Here is a 21,416-nt window from a genome sequence, read left to right as displayed (position 1 = left end):
CAGCCGAACGCAGCCTCGCGGGCTCGGCAGCTGCTACAAAGGGTGTCGCGGCTGAAATTGCTTAACCGACAGCGTCACTGATGACTCGCACAAGGTAGGTGACGAGCACCGGGCCATAAAAGTTGAGACGAGAGCTGACGCTGTGCTGCTCATTCGCAACCTCAGCCTCCACTGAACTTCACCGGCTGGCGTGATTCGAGTTTGTGGGCTATTGGTTGATGACCAGGCATGAGTCCGCAAGAGAGGGGCTACTAATGAAAACGCTGATAGTTGATCACTCTTGGACCAAAATCATCGAGCGAGATGAGTTCGCCAAGGTCGCGCTGGCGGCGAAGATTGAGCAGATCGAAGAAATCGAAGCTGCCATTCGAGCGGTTGAAGGTGAAGAGGCGGCCCGCAATGCTCTAAATGATGGCTTGATAAAGCATGCATTAACGCGCTGCCTGGAGAACTTGCAGGGATCTGCATCGGTAACGGAGCAGGACTTCCGGGTCTGTTACGAGTTCGCGACAACCGCTGCGAAGAATGCAGAGCGAATCATTGACGAAGAGCTTGCGCACGTAGGGTCGTGATCGTAGGCGCCCTCCGTGACCGGAAGCGATAGGTGGAGATTCCAGGATTTGGTGTTCAGCTATGCTTTCAGCACTTTGTTCAAGAAATGGATTTCACCATGAGCAGCGTAAGAAAGCCGACACAGCGAGAAATCTCCGATGCCCTGGAACTTAGCGAAAGCGAGGTCGCGTTGTACGTTGCAGACGTAGAGGAAAAGGCTGATGGGGCAGGGCACTGGATCTTTTTCAGTGTATCAACGCCTAACGACATACTGTTCTGGCTCAGGGTCGGTAACAACCTGACGCTTGAAACAGATGCGATAAGCATCCTCTGGAAAAAACAATCACCGAGTATCGCTCGTTAGGGCTCCGGGATCGCGCGCCAGCTCGGCCAAGCTCTGCTCGTGGTCCGTGTCTTCTGCTGTTTTTTCAGCGCTGGCAGACCAGGCATCGATCACCGATTGCAGGAACTGCTCCGACAATCGAGGGTTGTCCAGGGCCCTGGCGATCAGTATCGCCCCGGTAATCGATGACAGGATGCGCAAGGCCTCCTGGTGTTTTTCATCATCGGTTTCGCCGTCGACCAATGGCATCAGCGTTTCGATCAGGGTTTGCACGCCTTGGGTGAACGAGTGGCTGATGGCACCGCCATTGCGCGCGACATCGGCTCCCAGGGCAGGGATCGGGCAGCCTTCGGTCCAGTTGTTCAAGTGGCTTTGGGTCAGGTAACCCTTGAGCAACTCGGGGATGGATTTGGCTGCTCGCCAGTCTTCGATGTTGGTTTCGAATGTGCGGCTGACCGCCTCTGACGCCAACTGCTCCTTGCCGCCGGGGAACTGTCCGTAAAAGCCGCCATGGGTCAGGCCCACCGAGCGGGACAGCTCGCCGATACCAATGCCGTCGATGCCTTTTTCCCGGTACATCTTCGAGGCTGCGCCGAGGATCGCTTCCTTGTTGGCCGCTGCCTGGTCTTTCGTCACTTTCATGAGTGTGTTCCTGTCATCCGATGAGCGCCCTGGCAATTTTTTGCTGAGGGGCTGGTATTGATGATGATCATAATATAAATTTGCGGCAATGGCTTTGCAGGCCGACGAGCCCGTGGCTCAAGTCAGAACACCTCACAGGGTGCCGCCCCATGAAACGTCATGATCTGCGTCGTATCGACCTCAATCTGCTGGTGATTTTCGAGGCGCTCTTTCAGGAACGCAACGTCACTCGGGCCGCGCAAAGACTTTCCCTGGGCCAACCGGCGGTCAGCGGCGCATTGAGTCGATTGCGTACGCTGTTCAACGACCCTCTGTTTAAACGCATTGGCCACAAAATGGAACCGACCACCCGAGCCTTGCAGGTGGCGCAAACTCTTGGACCCGCACTGGACTGTATCTGCGCTGTCGTCAGTCTGACGGCTTCCAATAAAAACCCTGTTGATTCAGAGGCTTGATCTGATCATTCGTTTTTTTTGCCCTTAAACATGATAGTCATCATTAATGATGATAGCCAAGTTCACTCCATTCAATTCGTCGCTGTCCCCAGTGGGGGCGAGAATTTTTCAACCTCTAAACCGTCAGGCGGACACTACCCATGCAACAGCCACTCAAACCTTTGCGTTATCCCCTTGCTGCATTGGCGTTGGCGACCCTCACTGCTTGCGGTCACGCACCCGATGCCGCCAAGGCTGCGGGTGCGCCGCCTGTCACGGTCGCCAAAGTGCTCGAGCAACCCATCACCGAATGGGATGAAGTCACCGCCCGCCTGGAAGCACCGGAAACCGTCGTGGTTCGCCCGCGGGTGTCGGGGCAGATCGATCGTGTCGCCTTCACTGATGGCGAGTCGGTAAAGAAAGGGGATTTGCTGTTCCAGATCGATCCACGGCCGTTCGAACATGAAGTGCATCGTTTAGAGGCGCAATTGCAACAGGCTCGCGCCACGCTGGTTCGAACTGGCAATGAAGCGCAGCGGGGCCAGCGCCTGCTGAGCAGCAATGCGATCTCGGCGGAATTGGCCGACACGCGCAACACCACCGCCCAGGAAGCTCGCGCCGCCGTCGATGCGGTACAGGCGCAACTCGATCTGGCACGCCTGAACCTGAGCTTCACCCGCGTCACCGCACCGATTACCGGCCGGGTCAGCCGTGCTGATATCACCGCCGGCAACATCGTCACCGCCGACACCTCGGCGCTGACCAGCGTGGTCTCCACCGACAAGGTCTACGCCTATTTCGACGCCGACGAGCGCCTGTTCCTCAAGTACGGCCAGCTCTCCCGTGAAGGCCGGCGCAGTCAATCCACGCCGGTGTACATGGGCTTGTCGAACGAGGAGGGCAATAGCCACCTGGGGCAGATGAATTTCGTCGACAACCAGGTCAATCCCAAGACCGGCACCATCCGTGGCCGCGCGGTGTTCGACAACGCCGACGGTCAATACACCCCGGGGTTGTATGCCCGGTTGAAACTGGTGGGCAGCGCGGCCTATGCCGGCCTGCTGATCAAGGACGAAGCGGTGGGCACCGACCTGGGCAAGAGGTTCGTGCTGGTGATCGACCAGGACAACAAGGCCGTGTACCGCAGTGTCGACCTGGGGCCGAAGCTCGAAGGCTTGCGCATCGTGCGCAGCGGTTTGCAGAAAGACGACCGGATCGTCATCAACGGCCTGCAACGGGTCCGTCCCGGCGCAGTGGTCACGCCTCAGGACGCACCGATGGCCGACGCGCAAACCGTCGCCAACCTGGCCCGTCAGCGGCAGGCCGTCGAGGCGGGTAATCAGCCCGTCGCTCCGTCACCGGCATTGGTGAAAACGGATACAACCGTTTCGCCTCGCGGATAAAGGAACACTGTCATGAAGTTCTCCCGGTTCTTTATCACGCGGCCGATCTTCGCCGCGGTGCTCTCGCTGCTGATCCTGATTGCCGGCGCCATCGCGTTGTTCCAGTTGCCGATCAGCGAGTACCCGGAAGTGGTGCCACCCACCGTTGTCGTTCACGCCAACTATCCGGGGGCCAACCCCAAGGTCATCGGTGAAACCGTGGCCGCGCCCCTGGAGCAAGCCATCACCGGCGTGGAGAACATGCTGTACATGTCCTCGCAGTCGACGGCGGATGGTCGACTCACGCTCACCGTGACCTTCGCTCTGGGCACCGATCTGGACAACGCCCAGGTACAGGTGCAGAACCGCGTGACCCGCACCGAGCCGAAGCTTCCCGAGGAAGTGACGCGCATCGGTATCACCGTGGACAAGGCGTCGCCCGAGCTGACGATGGTGGTGCACCTGACCTCGCCGGACAAGCGCTACGACATGCTGTACCTGTCCAACTACGCGATCCTCAACGTCAAGGATGAGCTGTCGCGCCTGAACGGAATCGGTGACGTGAAGATGTTCGGTATCGGCGACTACTCGCTGCGTATCTGGCTCGACCCGAACAAGACCGCGTCACGCAACCTGACCGCCACCGATGTGGTCAATGCGGTGCGTGAACAGAACCGCCAAGTGGCGGCCGGCCAACTGGGTTCACCGCCTGCACCCAACGCCACCAGCTTCCAGATGTCGATCAACTCCCAGGGCCGCCTGGTCACCGAAGAAGAGTTCGAGAACGTGATCGTCCGCAGTGGTCCGGACGGCGAAATCACACGCCTCAAGGACATTGCGCGGATTGAACTCGGCTCCAACCAGTACGCTTTGCGCGCCTTGCTCAACAACCAGGAAGCGGTGGCGATGCCGATCTTCCAGCGCCCGGGTTCCAATGCCATCGACGTCTCCGATCAGGTGCGGGCGAAGATGGCCGAGCTGAAAAAGAGCTTCCCGGAAGGCATGGACTACGAGATCGTCTACGACCCGACCATCTTCGTGCGCAGCTCGATCGAGGCGGTGGTTCACACGCTGTTCGAAGCGCTGATCCTCGTGGTGCTGGTGGTGATCCTGTTCCTGCAAACCTGGCGCGCTTCGATCATTCCACTGGTCGCCGTACCGGTGTCGTTGATCGGTACCTTTGCCGTGATGCACCTGTTCGGTTTTTCCCTTAATGCCTTGTCGCTGTTCGGCCTGGTATTGGCCATCGGTATCGTGGTGGACGATGCGATCGTGGTGGTGGAGAACGTCGAGCGAAATATCGAGACGGGGCTCGATCCGGTCGAAGCGACCCAAAAAGCCATGGGCGAGGTGACCGGCCCGATCATCGCCACGGCGTTGGTGCTGTGCGCGGTGTTCGTCCCGGCGGCGTTCATTTCCGGCCTGACGGGGCAGTTCTACAAACAGTTCGCCCTGACGATCGCGATCTCCACGGTGATCTCTGCGTTCAACTCGCTGACCTTGTCGCCGGCATTGGCGGCGGTTTTGCTCAAGTCCCACAGCGCACCCAAGGACCGCTTTTCAAGGATTCTGGATCGGCTGTTCGGTGGCTGGCTGTTCAAGCCGTTCAACCGGCTGTTCGAGAAGGCCGGCAATGGTTATGTCGGGACCGTGTCCAAGGTCATCCGTGGCAGCAGCGTGGCGTTGCTGGTCTATGCCGGCCTGATCGCCCTGACCTACATGGGCTTCAGCACCACGCCGACGGGGTTCGTGCCGACCCAGGACAAAAAGTACCTGGTGACCTTCGCGCAACTGCCGGATGCGGCCAGCCTGGATCGCACCGAGTCGGTGATCCGGCGCATGAGCACCATCGCCATGAACGAACCGGGCTTCGACAGCGCCGTGGCCTTCCCGGGCCTGTCGATCAACGGTTTCACCAACAGCCCGAACGCCGGTATTGCCTTCATCGGCTTGAGCGCTTTCGATGAACGCAAAAGTCCGAGCCTGTCCGCCGGAGCGATTTCCGCTTCGCTGAACGCCAAGTTCGGTGGCATTCAAGACGCCTACATCGCGGTGTTCCCGCCGCCGCCGGTTCAAGGCCTGGGCACCATTGGTGGCTTCCGCCTGCAGATCGAAGACCGCGGTAACCTGGGTTACGACGAGCTGTACAAAGAGACCATGAACATCATCGGCAAGAGCCGCAGCGTGCCGGAACTGGCCAACCTGTTCACCAGCTACACGGTGAATGTGCCCCAGGTCGAAGCCGCGATCGATCGCGAAAAAGCCAAGACCCACGGTGTGGCGATCAACGACATTTTCGACACGCTGCAGGTGTACCTGGGTTCGCTGTACGCCAACGACTTCAACCGTTTTGGCCGTACCTATCAGGTCAACGTCCAGGCTGAGCAACAGTTCCGCCAGGAGCCGGAACAGATCGGTCAGTTGAAGGTGCGCAACGACCGTGGAGAGATGATTCCACTGGCCACCTTCGTCAAGGTCGGCCCGACGTCGGGGCCTGACCGGGTCTCGCACTATAACGGCTTCGTCACCGCAGAAATCAACGGCAGTGCAGCCCCCGGCTACAGCTCCGGCCAGGCGCAAAAAGCCATCGAGAAACTGCTCAAGGAAGAACTGCCCAACGGCATGACCTACGAGTGGACCGACCTGACCTACCAACAGATTTTGTCCGGTAATACCGCGTTGCTGGTGTTCCCGCTCTGCGTCCTGCTGGCCTTCCTGGTACTGGCCGCGCTGTATGAAAGCTGGAGCCTGCCGCTGGCGGTGATCCTGATCGTACCGATGACCCTGTTGTCGGCGATTGCCGGGGTGATCATCTCCAGGGGCGACAACAACATCTTCACCCAGATCGGCCTGATCGTGCTGGTGGGGCTGGCGTGCAAGAACGCGATCCTGATCGTCGAGTTCGCCAAGGACAAGCAGGACCAGGGCCTGTCGCCGCTGGATGCCGTACTGGACGCCTGCCGCATGCGTCTGCGGCCGATCCTGATGACCTCGTTCGCCTTCATCATGGGTGTGGTGCCGTTGGTGACATCCACCGGCGCCGGCTCGGAAATGCGCCGCGCCATGGGCATCGCCGTGTTCTCCGGCATGCTCGGCGTGACTTTCTTCGGGTTGCTGCTGACACCGGTGTTCTTTGTCCTGATTCGTCGCTACATCGAACGTAAAGCCGCGCGCAAGGCGGCCCGGGTTCATGCACTCAATGTTGTTGATTCGGAGGCACACGGATGAACGCTTTCAGGCTCTTCTTTCCCGGCCTCCTGGTCACGGCATTGGCCGCCTGCACCGTCGGGCCGGATTACAAGACCCCCAACACGGCACCTGCCCATGTCGTCTCGGCACAAGGAGCCCACTACGATCAAACGCGCTTCGAAACGGTGTGGTGGCAGCAATTCGACGACCCCACGCTGAATCAGCTGGTCGGCAAAGCGCTCAATGGCAACCGCGATCTGCGCGTGGCCTTCGCCCGCTGGAAAGCCGCCCGGGCCATCCGCGATGACGTCAGCAACGACAATCTGCCGGTGGTCACCAGCCGGGTCAGCAGCGTGCAGGGCAAGTCGCAGGTGCCGGGCCTGACCGAGAGTCGGGTCAACACCGAGCGCTACGATCTGGGGCTGGACATGGCCTGGGAGATCGACCTGTTCGGGCGCATCCAGCGTGAACTGGAATCCAGCGATGCCCGGGAAGACGCCACGGCGGCGGACCTGTACCAACTGCGGGTGAGCATGATCGCCGAGCTGGTGGACGCTTATGGCCAGCTGCGGGGTGCGCAACTGCGGGAAAAGATCGCCCTGGCCAACCTCAAGAACCAAAGTGAATCGCGCGCCGTGACGGTGAATCTGCGTGACGCTGGCGTGGGCAACGAGCTCGACGTGGTGCGTGCCGATGCGCGGTTGGCGGCCGTCGAGGCGACTGTGCCGCAGCTGCAGGCGGAGCAGGTGCACCACAAGAACCGCATCGCCACGCTGCTGGGCGAGCGCCCGGAGACCCTGAGCATCGACTTGAGTCCAAAGGATTTGCCGGCCATCGCCAAGGCATTGCCGATTGGCGATCCGGGCGAGCTGTTGCACCGGCGCCCGGATGTGCTCGCGGCAGAGCGCCGGTTGGCGGCGTCAACGGCCGATGTCGGCGTGGCCACCGCTGACCTGTTTCCACGAGTGAGCTTGAGTGGGTTCCTGGGGTTCACGGCGGGGCGTGGTTCGCAAATCGGTTCCAGTGCCGCCCGCGCCTGGAGCCTGGGGCCGAGCATCACCTGGGCCGCGTTTGACCTGGGCAGTGTGCGGGCGCGCATTCGTGGCGCAAACGCCGACGCCGAGGGGGCATTGGCGACCTATGAGCAACAGGTGTTGCTCGCACTGGAAGAATCGGAAAACGCCTTCAGCGACTACGGCAAACGCCAGCAACGCTTGCTGTCGTTGATCAGGCAAAGCGAGTCGAGTCGCGCAGCGGCCGATCTGGCGGCGACGCAATACAAGGAAGGGGTGGTGGACTATCTGGTGTTGCTGGATGCGCAACGTGAGCGGCTGAACGCAGAGGATGCCCAGGCACTGGGTGAAACCGATCAGTACCGGGCCATTGTGGCGATCTACAAATCCCTGGGGGGCGGATGGGACAGCGGCGAAACCAAACTTGCGAAACTCGACTGACTGACCGTTGTGGGAGCGGGCTTGCTCGCGAAGGCGTCGGCACAGCCAACAACATCGGTGGCTGAACTACCGCTTTCGCGGGCAAGCCCGCTCCCACAGGGATTTTCAGTGGGCAAAAGAACTGTGTTTGGCGCAACACCAATGCAGGAGCAGTCTCGCTCCCACAGTCAACGGTGGCCCCAGACGCATTTTCGTTCAATGACCGTCCACAAGACGCGGCAACCCCAAGGGATTGCCCTCACGCAAAACCTCCGGCAGCAGCTCATCCGCAAACCCCTGGTAAGCCACCGGGCGCAGGAAGCGCTCGATGGCGGTCATGCCCACCGAAGTAAAGCGACTGTCCGAGGTGGCCGGAAACGGCCCGCCATGCACGGTGGCGAAACACACCTCCTGCGGATGGGCGAAGGCGTTGACCACGATGCGCCCGGTGCGTCGCTCCAGGGTTGGCAGCACGCGACGGGCCAGTGGCAAATCGTCCTGTTCAAGATGCAGGGTCGCGCTGAGTTGCCCCTTGAATGAGCGTGCGACTCGCAACAGTTCATCCTCATCCCTGACCTTCACCAGCAGAGCGGACGGGCCGAATACCTCCTGCGAAAGCAACGTCTCGGCGAGAAAATGTTGACCATCGACCTCGAACAGCGCCGAGCGGCCATCGATTTCTGCGGTGGATGCCGAGCCAACGGCGACGAGGCTGGCGCCGGCGTTTTCCATTGCGCACAGTCCCTTCAGGTACGCCCCATGGATGCCGGGTGTCAGCATCGTGCGTGCCGGTGCGTCACTCACGCGTTTGCTCATGGCGTGGCGCAGCGCAGCAAATCCAGCACCTTCGACGGCAATCAGAATGGCCGGTTTGAGGCAGGCTTGCCCGACGTTGACCAGCATGCGCTCGACAAAGCCATCGCCGATCTGCGCGCCGCGTTCGGCGAGAGCCCGGGGCAGAATGAAGGTCGGGTTGACGCTGGTCATTTCGGCGAAGACCGGAATCGGATCGGGACGCAACTGCGCACGCCGATACAGCGCCATGCCGCCTTGTTCGGAACCGGTGAAGGTCACGGCCTTGATCAGCGGATGATCGACCAGCGCCTCGCCGATGGCATTGCCGGAGCCACGCACCATGGAGAACACGCCTTCGGGCAATCCGCTGTCTTGCACCGCTTGGCGGATGGCGCGGGCCTGGATTTCCGAGGCGCCGGGATGCGCGTTGTGCGCCTTGAGAATGACGGTCGAACCCGCCGCCAGCGCCGACGCGGTATCGCCGCCGGCCACCGAGTAGGCGATGGGGAAGTTGCTCGCGCCGAAGATCGCCACCGGGCCGATGGCGATTTTTTGCAGGCGATGATCCATGCGCGGGCGCGGCTGGCGCTCCGGTTGTGCAGGGTCAATGGCCAGTTGCAGGAAGCGGCCCGTGCGCACCACATCGGCGAACTGGCGGAACTGGGTGGCCGCTTTGATTGCCTCGCCTTCCAGCTGCGCTTGTGGCAGGCCGGTTTCGAGGGCGGCCCGTGCGGCCAGCGCTTGGCGAACGCTATCGAGATTGTCGGCAATGCGTTCGAGAAACGCCGCCCGCACGGCAAGCGGGGTATGGCTGTAGACATCGAATGCTTCATCGGCCAGGGTCGCCGCCCGGTCGACATCGGCCACGCTACCCAGTGCGAAAGCCGGTTCAATCGGCTGGTTGATCGCGGGATTGAGCGCCTTCAGTGTGCCTTCGCTGGCGGCGACATCGCTGGCGCCGATCAGCAGTTTGCCGGTCAACTGCATCACGCACCTGCCTGTGCCAGCGCGGCAACCAGTTCATCGGTGGTCAGGATGGCGTGAGCGAAGGTCGGGCCGTTCAGCTCGTGAGCCGAATGCATCATTTCCGGCTTGAAGGCGGCGGTCGCATCCCGTACCAGGGTGACGTGATAGCCGAGTTCCTGCGCGTAACGGGCGGTTGCCTCGATGCAGGTATTGGCCAGCAGGCCGACGATGATCACATGGGTGATACCCTTTTGCTTGAGGCGCAAATCGAGGTCGGTATTGGCAAAGCCGCTGGAGCCCCAATGTTCCTGAACGACGATGTCGCCGTCCTTCGGCGCGAAATCGGGGTGCCATTCACCGCCCCATTCGCCCCGTGCGAAGTGATGCATATGCATGACCTTGCACTGGGTGGGACTCGGGTGATCCCAGTTTTCGTAGTCGCCTTTTTCCCAGCGGCGGTGCGGTACGATGACCACCGGAATGTTGAGTGCACGAATGGTGCGATCAAGCGTGCGCAGGTTGTCGAGCAGGCCGACTTGCCTGGCAATGGGCTCGATCAAGGGGTAGATCTTTCCGCCATCCGACAGAAAGTCGTTGTAAGGGTCGACCAGCAGATAGGCCGTCCGGTCAAGAGGGTAGGTGGCGCTGGGCATGGTGGTTCTCCGCAAAAGAATCCGTGGATGGTGAAGTGTAGTTGCTTGGAATTTACGTTGATATGATAATCATAGTAACTAGGAAAGAGGCAATACCGCATGTCGGTGAAAACAACCGTTTCTGAAACCCTGTGTCCGATTTCCCGGGCCGAAGCCGTCGTGGGCGACCGCTGGACGGTGCTGGTCCTGCGTGAGTTGTTCATGGGCAGCCACCGCTTTGATGACATCCAGGCGCAGACCGGCGGTACGCCGCAAATGGTCGCGGCGCGCTTGAAGAGCATGGAGGCCGACGGGCTCGTAGAGCGCCGCGCTTACAGCGAACGGCCAAAACGCTACGAATATCACCTCACGGAAAAAGGCGACGGGTTCTACTCGGTGGTCCTGGCGCTGCGGGCCTGGGGCGAAACCTGGTGCAAGTCGCCCGAGGAAGGCCTGGCGGTGGTCTATACCCACCGCAGTTGCGGCGAACCCGCCGGGCTCGGTCCGCTGTGCGCCCATTGCGGGCAGCCCTTGCGTCGCGCAGACCTGATCAGTGAACCGAGTGCCGCCTATGTCGCCGAACGTAGCGCCCGGCGCGACGCATTCAAGGGCAATCGCGGGGCGACGGGGGAATAAGGCCAACGACGTGCCCGCAGTTGCGGGTTTGTATCCGCAGGTATCCGCAACGCCCGCCGTTACCCGGGCATACAAAACCGCCGTTTCCCGACACCCGGGCGATACACGGCGGCCTTCCAATGTAACCACCGGCATCGCGCCACTTTCGGCGCGGTCCGGCGTGGTTCAACTGGAGGAAAGACAATGTTGCGTACCCACACCCGTCACACCCTCGGCAAGCTTGGTCTGGTCCTGGCCGCCGCAGGGCTCGCCACCTTTGCGAGCCTCTCTCAAGCCCAGGAAGCTCAGCCGGCCCCGGCGATGAAAAGCTGGCAGCAGGGCCTGCATCGCACCGACCTGGTACGCGAAGACCTGGGCGCCGCCAACCGTGAAGTCCTTCAGGTGCTCGTGGACTTCGATCAGGGCGTGACGTCGCCCAAACATGCTCACCCCGGTGTCGAGGTGGCGCACGTGATCAGCGGCACCTTTGAGTATCAACTGGAAGGGCGGGCACCGGTGACGCTCAAGGCCGGTGACTCGTTGTATATCCCCGAAGGCGTCGCCCATGTGGCGAAGAACGTGGGCCAGGGCAAGGCCTCGGAGCTGGCGACCTACATCGTGAACAAAGGCGAGCCGCTGCTTATCCTGAAGGAGTAGGCGAGGGCCGCCGGGTCATTGCGAACTGCACACCTCCCACACACAACCGCGCAGCCAGCGATGGGCCGGGTCGGCATCCATGCGCGGGTGCCACAGCATCGAAACCGTGATCGTTGGCGTGGGGAAGGGCAGGGCAAAGCAGTGCATCCCCCGGCACAGGTTGCCGACGTGCCGCTGCGGTACGCTGGCGACCAGGTCCGAAGCCCGCGCCAAGGCAATCGCCGAAGAGAAACCGGCGACAATGGTGGCGATGTCGCGCTTCAGTCCCAGCTCATTCAAGGCGTCGTCCATGACGCCTTTTTCGTGGCCCCGGCGTGAGACCAGGATGTGCCGGGCGGCGGCATAACGAACCGCTGTCATCTCGCCTCGAGCCAGTGGATGGCCCTTGCGCACGACGCCAATGAACCGGTCGCGAAACAGCATCCGGGTCCGCACCTCCGGGCTGGTGGATTCGCCGATCACACCGGTTTCCAGATCCACCGCGCCTTCGCGCAGCAAGGTGCTGTCCTTGTTCAGCTTCTGCACGAAATTCAGGCGGACACCGGGTGCCTCCTGGTGGATGCGGGCGATCAGTGGCGGTCCGAAATTTTCCACGAAGCCATCGCTGGTGCGCAGGGTGAAGGTGTGCACCAGTTGATCGAGGTCCAGTGCCTCGGCGGGGCGCAGGACGGCTTCGGCGTCCTGCACCAGCGCGCCGACCCGTTCACGCAGCTCCAGCGCCCGGGGTGTGGGAACCAGTCCGCGCCCAGCCCGCACCAGCAGCGGATCGCCCGTGGTTTCGCGCAACCGCGCCAGCGCCCGGCTCATGGCGGACGGGCTCAGGCGCAAACGCTGCGCGGCGCGGGCCACGCTGCCTTCTTCGAGCAACACGTTCAGGGTGATCAGCAGATTCAGGTCTGGCATTGAGTGAATCCTTGTGGGAGCGAGCTTGCTCGCGATTGCAGAGTTTCAGTCGACATCAATGTTGACTGGCAGGGCCCCATCGCGAGCAAGCTCGCTCCCACATTTTTTATGTGTGGCGTTGTATGCACGTATAAAGTGCAAATGCTGCGTCTTCCGCCATATTAGGTGCGGGCTTACGCTCCAGACAATCTATTTGCGGAGTCGCGAGAAAATGAAGTCCATATCGATTCGGGGCGCGCTGGCCAGCCTGTCGCTGTCCATGCTGCTGTCATCCCTGGGCACGAGCATTGCCAACGTGGGTTTACCGACACTGGCCGAGGCGTTTTCAGCGTCGTTCCAGGCCGTGCAGTGGGTGGTGCTCGCCTACTTGCTGAGCATCACCGCGCTGATCGTCAGCGTCGGCCGGCTCGGTGACCTCCTGGGGCGGCGGCGATTGCTGCTGATCGGCATTGCGCTGTTCACCGTCGCCTCGCTCCTGTGCGCCCTGGCGCCCAATCTGTGGTTGCTGATTGCCGCCCGGGCCTTACAGGGCGTCGGTGCGGCGACCATGATGGCGCTGACCATGGCACTGGTGAGCGGGGCGGTACCCAAGGAAAAAATGGGCAGCGCGATGGGCGTGCTCGGCACGATGTCGGCGATTGGCACCTCGCTGGGGCCGATGCTTGGCGGCGTGTTGATTGACCAGGGGGGCTGGCAGGGGATTTTTCTGCTGAACCTGCCCCTGGGTGTCCTGGCGATCGGACTGGCCTGGCGCTTTTTGCCGCAGGATCGCCACGAGATGACGCCCACTCGACCCGATTTCGACACGCTTGGCGCTCTGGTATTGGTCCTGACCCTGTTGGCTTACGCGCTGGCCATGACCCTTGGGCGCGGTAGCTTCGGTCCGCTCAATACGGCGTTGATGCTGGCCACGGTGATCGGGCTGATTGTGTTCGTGCTCGTCGAGCAGACCGCCGCGTCGCCACTGGTCAAACTGGCGATGTTGCGCAATCCGCTGCTGAGCGCGGGGTTCGCCATGAGCACCCTGGTGACCACGGTGGTCATGGTCACCCTTGTAGTCGGGCCGTTCTATCTGTCGGGCGCACTGGGTTTGAGCGCGGCGAGTGTCGGGCTGGTGATGTCGGCCGGGCCGCTGGTGGCGGCATTGGCCGGCGTGCCCTCCGGACGCCTGGTCGACCAATTGGGCGCGCAGCGTTCGAGCACGGTCGGGCTGATTGCCATGTTGACCAGCGCTTGCATCCTTCCCGTCGTGCCGATGAGCGTCGGCGTAGTCGGCTACCTCGCGCCGCTGGTGGTCCTCACGGCCGGCTATGCGCTGTTCCAGGCGGCGAACAATACCGCTGTGATGGCAGATGTTGAGTCGCAGCAGCGTGGTGTGGTTTCCGGGTTGCTCGGGTTGTCGCGCAATCTCGGGCTGATCACGGGCGCCTCGGTAATGGGCGCAGTGTTCGCATTCGGCTCGGCCAGCCAAGATATTTTGCTGGCACAGCCTGAGGCCATCGCACAGGGGATGCGGCTGACGTTCGCCGTTGCCGCCGGGTTGATCGTCATTGCGCTGGCGATTGGCGCGGTCAGCAAAATCGTTTCACGTCGCTTGATCGCGTCGTGCTGAAAAACGGCGCGACTGTCGTGAAAACGACCTGTTTACGCTGAACGCGAAGCCTTGTGAGTTTTCTGTTGAACGAGTGTTCAGTCTGGACTATGTTGAGGGCCACCTTCCCCCGGCTGGTTGCGGGCTTGCGTTTCTTCAATTCGAACGAGGCACTGGCATGCGGTTTTCACCCTTTGTAGAGCGGATCAGTGGCCAAGGCGTTGCCGCCTGGGATATTCACTACGCGGCCAACGCGGCACAGCGCAAAGGCGAGGACGTGATCATCCTCAGTGTCGGCGACCCGGATTTCCCCACCCCCGATTTCATTACCGATGCCGCCATCCACGCCTTGCGCGAAGGGGATACCCACTACACCGAAATCGCCGGTCGCCAGGCCCTGCGCGAGGCCATCGCCGGCCGCTACAGCCAACTGATCGACCGCGAACTGCAGGCGTCCAACGTCATTCTCACGGCCGGTGCGCAGAACGCCTTGTTCGCCACCTCGATGTGCCTGCTCGGTGCCGGCGACGAAGTGATTGCCTTCGATCCGATGTACGTTACTTACGAAGCGACGCTCAAGGCGTCCGGCGCCACGCTGGTGCGGGTGCCTTGCGCGGCGGACGAGGGTTTCCGCCTCGATGCCGCCGTGTTGGCCAAGGCCATTACCCCGCGCACCCGGGCGATTTTCTTCTCCAACCCGAACAACCCCACCGGCGTGGTGCTGGGCCGCGAAGAGCTGCAAGCCATCGCCGAACTCGCCATCGCCCATGACCTGTGGGTGGTGGTGGACGAGGTCTACGAGAGCCTCGCCTACGAGCGTGAACACCTGAGCCTGGCGGCGTTGCCGGGCATGGCCGAGCGCTGCGTGGTGATCGGCAGCCTGTCCAAATCCCATGCCATGACCGGCTGGCGCATCGGCTGGGTCGTGGCCAGCGAAGCCCTGGTCAATCATGTCGAAACCCTGGTGCTGAGCATGCTGTACGGCTTGCCCGGTTTCGTCATGGAAGCGGCGCTCAAGGCCGTGCAGTCCCACGATGACGTCACCCACGGCATGCGCGAGATTTACCGTCGGCGCCGCGATCTGGTGGTGTCCGGCCTGGCCGATTGCCCGGGCATCAGCGTGCTCAACCCCGATGCCGGCATGTTCGTGCTGGTGGACGTGCGCGGCACCGGCCTGACCTCGCTGGAATTCGCCTGGCGCCTGCTGCGCGAAGCCGGTGTCTCGGTGCTGGATGCGGCAGCATTCGGTGAGCCGGCCCAAGGGTTTGTACGGCTGTCGTTCACCCTCAGCGAAGAGCGACTGGCCCAGGCCTGCCAGCGCATTCGCGGCTTTGTCCAGGTGCTCAATGGTGAAGCGCCCAGGCCGGTGATCGGCACGGTGACCAGTACCGCGACCGTCGAACCGGTCGCCGCCAAGACCATGATCGAGGTCGATGGCCTGCACAAACGCTTCGGCAATATCGAAGTGCTCAAGGGCGTTTCCCTGACCGCCCGCGAGGGCGAGGTGATCTCCCTGATCGGTGCCAGCGGCTCGGGCAAAAGTACCTTGTTGCGCTGCATCAACATGCTCGAAGTGCCGGACCAGGGGCGCATCCTGGTCGATGGCGAAAGCATTCATCTTAACCAGAATCGTCCCGGCGCACCGCTGGTGTCGGACGCCAAGCAGCTGGTGCGTATCCGTTCCAGCCTGGGCATGGTGTTCCAGAACTTCAACCTCTGGCCCCATCGCACGGTGCTGGAAAACCTCATCGAAGCGCCGACCCAGGTCCTGCGTGAAAGCCGTGCGGAGGCCACCGAACGGGCCGAAGCCCTGCTCGAACGCGTAGGCCTTGCGGCCAAGCGCAACGAGTACCCGGCGTTTCTCTCCGGGGGACAGCAACAACGGGTGGCCATCGCCCGGGCCCTGGCCATGCGGCCCAAGGTCATGCTGTTCGATGAGCCCACCTCGGCACTCGACCCGGAACTGGTCGGGGAAGTGCTGCGGGTGATCCGCTCCCTCGCCGAAGAAGGCCGGACCATGATCCTGGTGACCCATGAGATGGCGTTCGCACGCGATGTCTCTTCCAAAGTCGCCTTTTTGCATCAAGGGCTGATCGAGGAAACCGGTTCGCCGGACGAAGTGTTCGTACACCCACGCAGCGAGCGTTGCCGGCAATTCGTCAACGCTCATCAGACTCGCTAACTCATCATAAAAAGACGGGAAAACAACATGGGAAATCGACGTTTTGCAAACTGGTTGACCGGTGCGGCCTGCGTAATGCTGGTCGGCATGAGTGCCGCCCAAGCGCAACCGATCAGGTTCGCGGTGGCAGCGGAACCCTATCCGCCGTACACCGAAAAACAAGCCAATGGTGAGTGGAAAGGCTTCGAAGTCGACCTGATCCACAAACTGTGCAGCGAAATGAAAGCCGATTGCGAGATCAAGGAAGTGGCGTGGGACGGCATCATTCCATCGCTGCTGGCCAAGAAGATCGACGTGATCTTTTCCTCGATGTCGGTGACCGAAGAACGGGAAAAACAGATCGCCTTCAGCAAGGCCTACTACGACTCGGCGATTGCCGTCGTCGGCCCGAAAGAAGCATCGGTGAAGAAGTACCCGGATGACCTCAAGGGCAAGATCATCGGCGTGCAGAACTCGACCGTGAGCGCCAGCTACCTGAAGACCTACTACGAAAAAATCGCCGACGTTAAGTACTACGACACCCAGGACTCGGCCAACGCCGACCTGATTGCCGGGCGCATCGACCTGATGATGGCCGACGGCACCGCCATGGCCGCCTTCGTCAAGACCCCGGATGCCAAGGACCTGGCCTACCTCGGCACCGTGCCCTATGACCCGATCTTCGGCAAAGGCGTAGGCGCCGGCCTGCGCAAGGACGACACCGAGCTCAAGGCGAAACTCGACAAGGCCATCCAGGAGTTGCTGGCGAGCAAGGACTACGACGACCTGTCCCAGAGCTACTTCGGCACCAGCGTGAAGCCGGCGTTCTGACCTGAACACAGGTCCTGAAGTAAATGCAAAACCTGTGGGAGCGAGCTTGCTCGCGATAGCGGTGGTTCAGTCACCCTTGATATTGACTGGCATGGCCTCATCGCGAGCAAGCTCGCTCCCACAGGATCAGGGGAGACTGATATGCCGGCAATGTTCGATCTGATCAATTTCACCGAGCAGGGATGGGGCAGTGCGCTGTTGAAGGGGCTCTGGATGACCCTGCAGATTTCCGCCGGGGCCTTTGTGCTCGGGCTGGCCATCGGGTTGGTGGTGGCGTGCCTCAAGCTGGGCGCGCCGAAACCGATTGCAGCGCTGATGCGCGGCTACACCACCTTGTTCCGCGCGGTGCCGGAATTGCTGCTGATTCTGTTGCTGTACTACGTCGGCTCCATGCTCCTCAACTCGCTGATGACCGAACTCGGCTACGGCGTGGTGAATGTCAGCGGTCCGCTGGCGGCCATCGTCGTGCTGGGGCTGGTGCAGGGCGCCTACGCCTCGGAGATTTTCCGCGCGGCGATCCAGGCGATTCCCTTCGGCCAGATCGAAGCGGCCAAGGCGTTCGGCCTCAACGGTTTCGGCCTGTTCCGCCGGGTCACGCTGCCGATCATGGCGCCTTACGCCATGGCCGGGATGGCCAACCTGTGGATCAACCTGATCAAGGACAGCGCGCTGATCAGCGTGGTCGGCACCAACGAGCTGTTGTACACCGCCAAGCAAGGCGCGGGTTCGACGCGCCACTATCTGTTGTTCTACCTCACGGCTGCCGCGCTGTACTACGCGGTGACGCTGGCGTCGAACTATCTTTCGGGACGGTTGGAGCGACGTATTCGTCGCTGGATGCCTCTTGTTGACTGAACCGGCAGAGAGAATGAAATGATTCCAGCGTGGATAGTTGAATACGGGGCGCTGTTGGGCCGGGGGCTGCAAACCACCCTCATCATTCTGTTGGTCTCCAGTGTGTTCGGTTACCTGCTGGCGGTGCTGGTGGCGCTGGCGCGGATCTCGAAAAACAAGGTGATCGCCAAGGTCAGCCTGTTCTACACCAGCGTCACGCGCGGCACGCCGTTGCTGATCCAGATCTACATCTACTACTACGGGCTGGGCAGCCTGTTTGCCCAGTTCCCGCTGATTCGCGGCAGCTTCCTCTGGCCGTACCTGCGAGACGGTTACTGGTACATCGTGTTCGCCCTGGTGGTGTCGATGGGGGCCTATGTCGGCGAAGTGATTCGCGGTGGCCTGCTGGCGGTGCCCAAGGGCGAGATGGAAGCGGCCTCGGCCTTTGGCATGACGGCGCGCCAGTCGTTGCTGCGGGTGCGCTTGCCCCGGGCCCTGCGTCTGCTGTTGCCGACCCTCGCGGGGGAGACCGTGATGCTGCTCAAGTCCACGGCACTGGCCTCGACCATTGCCGTGATCGACCTGCTCGGCGCCGCCAACGTGGTCCGCGCGCAAACCCTGCAAGTGTACGAACCCCTGTTGCTGGTGGCCGGTGTCTACGTCTGCCTGACCTTCCTGATCGAAGCGCTGTTTACCTTCGCCGAGCGGCGCGGAACGCCCGTGCGCAGGTCCGCCTGATGAGTTCGTCCAACGTCGACCGCTCGCTGCAGGGCATTGGCCTGTGCACCCTCGGCTATGCGTTCCTGTCGTTGCAGGATGCGGTCATCAAGTGGCTGGTGGCCGACTATTCGGTGGTCACCATTCTGTTCTGGCGCGCCGCCGTGGTGGTCGTGGCCGTGCTGCTGGCGGGGCGTTCGCGGGTTATCCAGCGGGCCTGGCATTCACCGAGCCGGCGCCTGCTGGTGGTGCGCGGCTTGCTGTCGATAGTGGCCTGGGTGCTGTACTACACAGCGGCCCGAGACCTGACCCTGGCCGAGATGACTACCCTGTATTTTTCCGCGCCGATCATGGTCACGGTGCTGGCGGCAGTGATTCTCAAGGAGCGCGCCAGCGGCTGGCAGTGGTTCAGCCTGATCATCGGGTTCGTCGGGGTGGTCATTGCCTGTCGTCCCGACCACATGACCGATCCGTTGCCGATCGTCCTGACCCTGCTGGCGGCGATGTGCTGGGCGTTCACCTACATCCAGCTGCGTCAGGTGGATGACCAGACCTCCGTGCTGGAACAGATGCTGATCACCAACGTGGTGTTTGTGATTTGCATGGCGGTGGCCCTGCCGTGGACTTACACACCCTCGCCGACACCGGCCTGGCTGGGCATGCTCGGCGCCGGCCTGGTGGGCGGCATCGGCCAGTTCCTGTTGTTCGCCAGTTTCCGCCGCGCCACCGCGACCTTGCTCGCACCGTTCGAATACACCGGCTTGATCTGGGCGTTTGCCCTATCGAGCCTGGTCTGGGGCACGTTGATGGACACGTCACTGATGATCGGCGCCGGGTTGATCGCGGTCAGTGGCACCCTGGCGATGATCTTCGGCCGGCACCCGTCACAGGACGTCGTCGGTGCTGAATGCTCCGTGACGCAGCCCCTTTATCCAGCAACGGCAGATATGCAGTCCGTTGGCGGCGCTGAAGGTCTCGGGGTTCAGGCACCACTCGAGCCAGAGACCGTCGAGCATCGCCGATAGGCCGATGGCGGCCAGGCGCGAGTCGTGAATCACGAAGCCTTCGCTGGCCGCCAGGCCGTCGAGCAACTGGCGGATCAGATCGAGGTAGGCGCGGTAGCTTTTTTCGTGGGACTGGCTGACGTGTTCGGAGTGACGGATCAGGCTCCAGAACACCACCCACACGCCGAGCAGTTTCGGGTCCATGACCCTGGGCGAGAACGAGCCTTCCAGGAAGGCATCGATCTTCTGCGCAGGCGTCTCGGCCTGTTCGATTTCCTGGAGCAGGGCGCAGGTCAATTCGCTCGCGAGCCGCTGGTAGGTATCGGCGATCAGTGCCTCGATGCTGCCGAAGTGATGGTTGAGCAAACCCACGGACACCCCGGCTTCGGTGGCGATGCGCCGCACGGAGATCCCGGCGTGACCGTCGCGGCCCAGGCAGCGCAGGGTGGCCGCCACCAGCATTTCGCGGCGGTCTTCGGGTTCGGCGCGACGGTTTTTCGGGGCATCGGTTGTCACAAGGCTGTCCCTGGATGAGCTTTCACGCTGTCGAGCTTAGTTGAACACCTGTTCAATCACCAGCCTCGCCAGCTGCGATACAGCGTTTTTCAACGGTCATGACGGGAGGGAAAACCAATGCCGCAGGATATTTCGTTCAGTGTCAGCAACAACAACGGCGATGCCGTGCGGGTCGGTGCCTGGCGCTATGCCGGCGATGGCAGCGGGCCGAACGTGCACCTGCAGGCCGGGGTGCATGCCGATGAAATCGCCGGGATGCTGGTCCTGCATGTGCTGATGCAACGGCTACAGATCGCCGAAGCCCAAGGCCGGCTCAAAGGCCAGGTGACCGTGGTGCCACAAGCCAATCCACTGGGCATCGGCCAGTTTCGCCAAGGCCGGATTCTCGGGCGTTACCACGACGCGACCGGGCACAACTTCAATCGCGCGTTCGACCAGTCGGCAGCCATGGCGCGCCCTTCGACCTGCGTCCAGCAATGGCAAAAGCAACTGGTGCAACTGGCCGCCCCGGCCGACGTGATGCTCGACCTGCACACCGACGACGAGGCCCTGCCGTACCTCTACGTACACCGCAGTTTCTGGCCCCGCGGTCGCGAACTGGCGGCGGCGATGAAGATGGACGTGGCGATCATCTGGGATGACGGCGGCGACGGTTCCTTCGAAGAAACCATCATCGCCCCGTGGATACACGACGGCGTCACAGCAGGGCGCATGGCCGCGACCCTGGAGCTGCGCGGGCAGGGCGATGTCAACGACCGCTTCGCCGAGTCGGATGCCGAAGGGCTGTACAACTGGCTGTGCGGTTACGGCGTCATCGATGAGTCCGTGGCGCCTGCAGACTGGCCTGTCGAGGCCGTGGAAATGGGCCACATGGAAACCATCATCGCCCCGCAACCCGGCGTGCTGATCTTCGAAAAAGAGCTGGGGGATTTCGTCGAAGAAGGGCAGCGCTTTGCCCGGATCCTCAGAACCCCGGGCGATCCGTCCTCCGAAGTGGTCCTGCATGCCGAACAAGCGGGGCGCCTGGTCACGCGCTATCGCGACCGACTGATCGCCCAGGGCATGGGCGTGGCGAAATTCACCGGCAGCCGGGTGTCGCGTCACTGGAGTGGCGGCTTGCTCGACCCGAACTAGCCAACATCACACACACAACCCCTGTGGGAGCCGGCTTGCCGGCGATGCGATGGTGAACGTGCCGCCGCCATCGCTGGCAAGCCAG

The 21,416-nt window shown here is 62.1% G+C and carries 19 protein-coding genes and 1 pseudogene; 15 read left to right on the top strand and 5 right to left on the bottom strand.

Annotated elements, in window-relative coordinates:
• The first annotated feature begins 254 nt into the window (after positions 1-254).
• On the top strand, positions 255-572 hold the full coding sequence (locus tag PMI34_RS04520; protein WP_008053113.1) for a hypothetical protein: 318 nt from the start codon (positions 255-257) through the stop codon (positions 570-572).
• 32 nt (positions 573-604) lie between these two features.
• The gene (locus PMI34_RS04525; RefSeq protein ID WP_238538823.1) at positions 605-916 is read left to right on the top strand and encodes a hypothetical protein; all 312 of its coding nucleotides are present in this window, start codon (positions 605-607) and stop codon (positions 914-916) included.
• On the opposite strand, the gene PMI34_RS04530 is transcribed toward PMI34_RS04525, so the two are convergent.
• Positions 896-1,537, bottom strand: a complete 642-nt coding sequence (locus tag PMI34_RS04530) for a TetR/AcrR family transcriptional regulator (protein ID WP_008053111.1) — start codon at positions 1,535-1,537, stop codon at positions 896-898. The two genes, PMI34_RS04525 and PMI34_RS04530, sit on opposite strands and share 21 nt — an antisense overlap.
• Before the next feature lie 149 nt (positions 1,538-1,686).
• On the opposite strand from PMI34_RS04530, the gene PMI34_RS04535 reads away from it, so the two are divergent.
• The 4 genes from PMI34_RS04535 (at position 1,687) to PMI34_RS04550 (ending at position 7,996) form a co-directional block, all read left to right on the top strand.
• On the top strand, positions 1,687-1,992 hold the full coding sequence (locus tag PMI34_RS04535) for a LysR family transcriptional regulator (protein ID WP_008053109.1): 306 nt from the start codon (positions 1,687-1,689) through the stop codon (positions 1,990-1,992).
• A 140-nt stretch (positions 1,993-2,132) separates the two neighbouring features.
• Positions 2,133-3,374, top strand: a complete 1,242-nt coding sequence (gene mexE / locus PMI34_RS04540; protein ID WP_008053104.1) for a multidrug efflux RND transporter periplasmic adaptor subunit MexE — start codon at positions 2,133-2,135, stop codon at positions 3,372-3,374.
• Positions 3,375-3,386: 12 nt separating this feature from the next.
• Positions 3,387-6,581, top strand: a complete 3,195-nt coding sequence (locus PMI34_RS04545) for an efflux RND transporter permease subunit (protein WP_008053103.1) — start codon at positions 3,387-3,389, stop codon at positions 6,579-6,581.
• Entirely contained in the window at positions 6,578-7,996 is a 1,419-nt protein-coding gene (locus PMI34_RS04550; RefSeq protein ID WP_008053102.1) for an efflux transporter outer membrane subunit, read from the top strand. Before PMI34_RS04545 ends, PMI34_RS04550 begins: the two co-directional genes overlap by 4 nt.
• A gap of 195 nt (positions 7,997-8,191) precedes the next feature.
• Here PMI34_RS04550 and PMI34_RS04555 read toward each other — a convergent pair whose 3' ends face one another.
• Together PMI34_RS04555 and PMI34_RS04560 are read right to left on the bottom strand one after the other, a co-directional pair.
• Positions 8,192-9,757, bottom strand: coding sequence for an aldehyde dehydrogenase (NADP(+)) (locus PMI34_RS04555; protein WP_008053101.1), 1,566 nt, complete (start codon positions 9,755-9,757; stop codon positions 8,192-8,194).
• Positions 9,757-10,389 (bottom strand): isochorismatase family cysteine hydrolase, encoded by a 633-nt coding sequence (locus PMI34_RS04560; protein ID WP_008053100.1) that lies wholly within the window; start codon positions 10,387-10,389, stop codon positions 9,757-9,759. Before PMI34_RS04560 ends, PMI34_RS04555 begins: the two co-directional genes overlap by 1 nt.
• A 99-nt stretch (positions 10,390-10,488) precedes the next feature.
• On the opposite strand from PMI34_RS04560, the gene PMI34_RS04565 reads away from it, so the two are divergent.
• Positions 10,489-11,004, top strand: coding sequence for a winged helix-turn-helix transcriptional regulator (locus tag PMI34_RS04565; protein ID WP_008053099.1), 516 nt, complete (start codon positions 10,489-10,491; stop codon positions 11,002-11,004).
• Positions 11,005-11,187: 183 nt separating this feature from the next.
• Positions 11,188-11,640, top strand: a complete 453-nt coding sequence (locus tag PMI34_RS04570; protein WP_008053098.1) for a cupin domain-containing protein — start codon at positions 11,188-11,190, stop codon at positions 11,638-11,640.
• A gap of 15 nt (positions 11,641-11,655) precedes the next feature.
• Here the strand turns inward: PMI34_RS04570 and PMI34_RS04575 are convergent, their stop codons facing one another.
• Positions 11,656-12,543 carry a LysR family transcriptional regulator gene (locus PMI34_RS04575; RefSeq protein ID WP_008053096.1) on the bottom strand — a complete coding sequence of 296 codons (888 nt, stop codon included), beginning with the start codon at positions 12,541-12,543 and terminating at the stop codon, positions 11,656-11,658.
• Positions 12,544-12,736: 193 nt separating this feature from the next.
• Here PMI34_RS04575 and PMI34_RS04580 point away from each other — a divergent pair, with 193 nt between their 5' ends.
• The 6 genes from PMI34_RS04580 (at position 12,737) to PMI34_RS29415 (ending at position 19,702) form a co-directional block, all read left to right on the top strand.
• Complete coding sequence (locus PMI34_RS04580; RefSeq protein WP_443216135.1) at positions 12,737-14,155, top strand: MFS transporter; 1,419 nt, start codon at positions 12,737-12,739, stop codon at positions 14,153-14,155.
• Positions 14,156-14,312: 157 nt separating this feature from the next.
• Positions 14,313-16,316, top strand: coding sequence for an aminotransferase class I/II-fold pyridoxal phosphate-dependent enzyme (locus PMI34_RS29555; protein ID WP_008053094.1), 2,004 nt, complete (start codon positions 14,313-14,315; stop codon positions 16,314-16,316).
• Positions 16,317-16,343: 27 nt separating this feature from the next.
• The gene (locus tag PMI34_RS04590) at positions 16,344-17,126 is read left to right on the top strand and encodes a transporter substrate-binding domain-containing protein (RefSeq protein ID WP_008053092.1); all 783 of its coding nucleotides are present in this window, start codon (positions 16,344-16,346) and stop codon (positions 17,124-17,126) included.
• A 141-nt stretch (positions 17,127-17,267) separates the two neighbouring features.
• Positions 17,268-17,981 carry an ABC transporter permease gene (locus PMI34_RS04595; RefSeq protein WP_008053091.1) on the top strand — a complete coding sequence of 238 codons (714 nt, stop codon included), beginning with the start codon at positions 17,268-17,270 and terminating at the stop codon, positions 17,979-17,981.
• 18 nt (positions 17,982-17,999) lie between these two features.
• On the top strand, positions 18,000-18,698 hold the full coding sequence (locus PMI34_RS04600; protein WP_008053090.1) for an ABC transporter permease subunit: 699 nt from the start codon (positions 18,000-18,002) through the stop codon (positions 18,696-18,698).
• Positions 18,698-19,702, top strand: a complete 1,005-nt coding sequence (locus tag PMI34_RS29415) for a DMT family transporter (RefSeq protein ID WP_008053088.1) — start codon at positions 18,698-18,700, stop codon at positions 19,700-19,702. The genes PMI34_RS04600 and PMI34_RS29415 overlap by 1 nt, the downstream gene beginning before the upstream one ends.
• On the opposite strand, the pseudogene PMI34_RS28430 reads toward PMI34_RS29415, so the two are convergent.
• Positions 19,658-20,143 (bottom strand): annotated as a pseudogene (locus PMI34_RS28430) (TetR family transcriptional regulator C-terminal domain-containing protein); the annotation flags it as partial. The gene PMI34_RS29415 and the pseudogene PMI34_RS28430 overlap by 45 nt on opposite strands.
• Before the next feature lie 171 nt (positions 20,144-20,314).
• On the opposite strand from PMI34_RS28430, the gene PMI34_RS04615 reads away from it, so the two are divergent.
• The gene (locus PMI34_RS04615; protein WP_008053078.1) at positions 20,315-21,331 is read left to right on the top strand and encodes a succinylglutamate desuccinylase/aspartoacylase domain-containing protein; all 1,017 of its coding nucleotides are present in this window, start codon (positions 20,315-20,317) and stop codon (positions 21,329-21,331) included.
• The last annotated feature ends 85 nt before the right edge of the window (positions 21,332-21,416 follow it).

This window comes from Pseudomonas sp. GM74, assembly GCF_000282455.1.
GTDB lineage: Bacteria > Pseudomonadota > Gammaproteobacteria > Pseudomonadales > Pseudomonadaceae > Aquipseudomonas.
The sequence above is the reverse complement of the archived record's forward strand: the minus strand, read 5'-3'. Positions and strand labels throughout refer to the sequence as shown.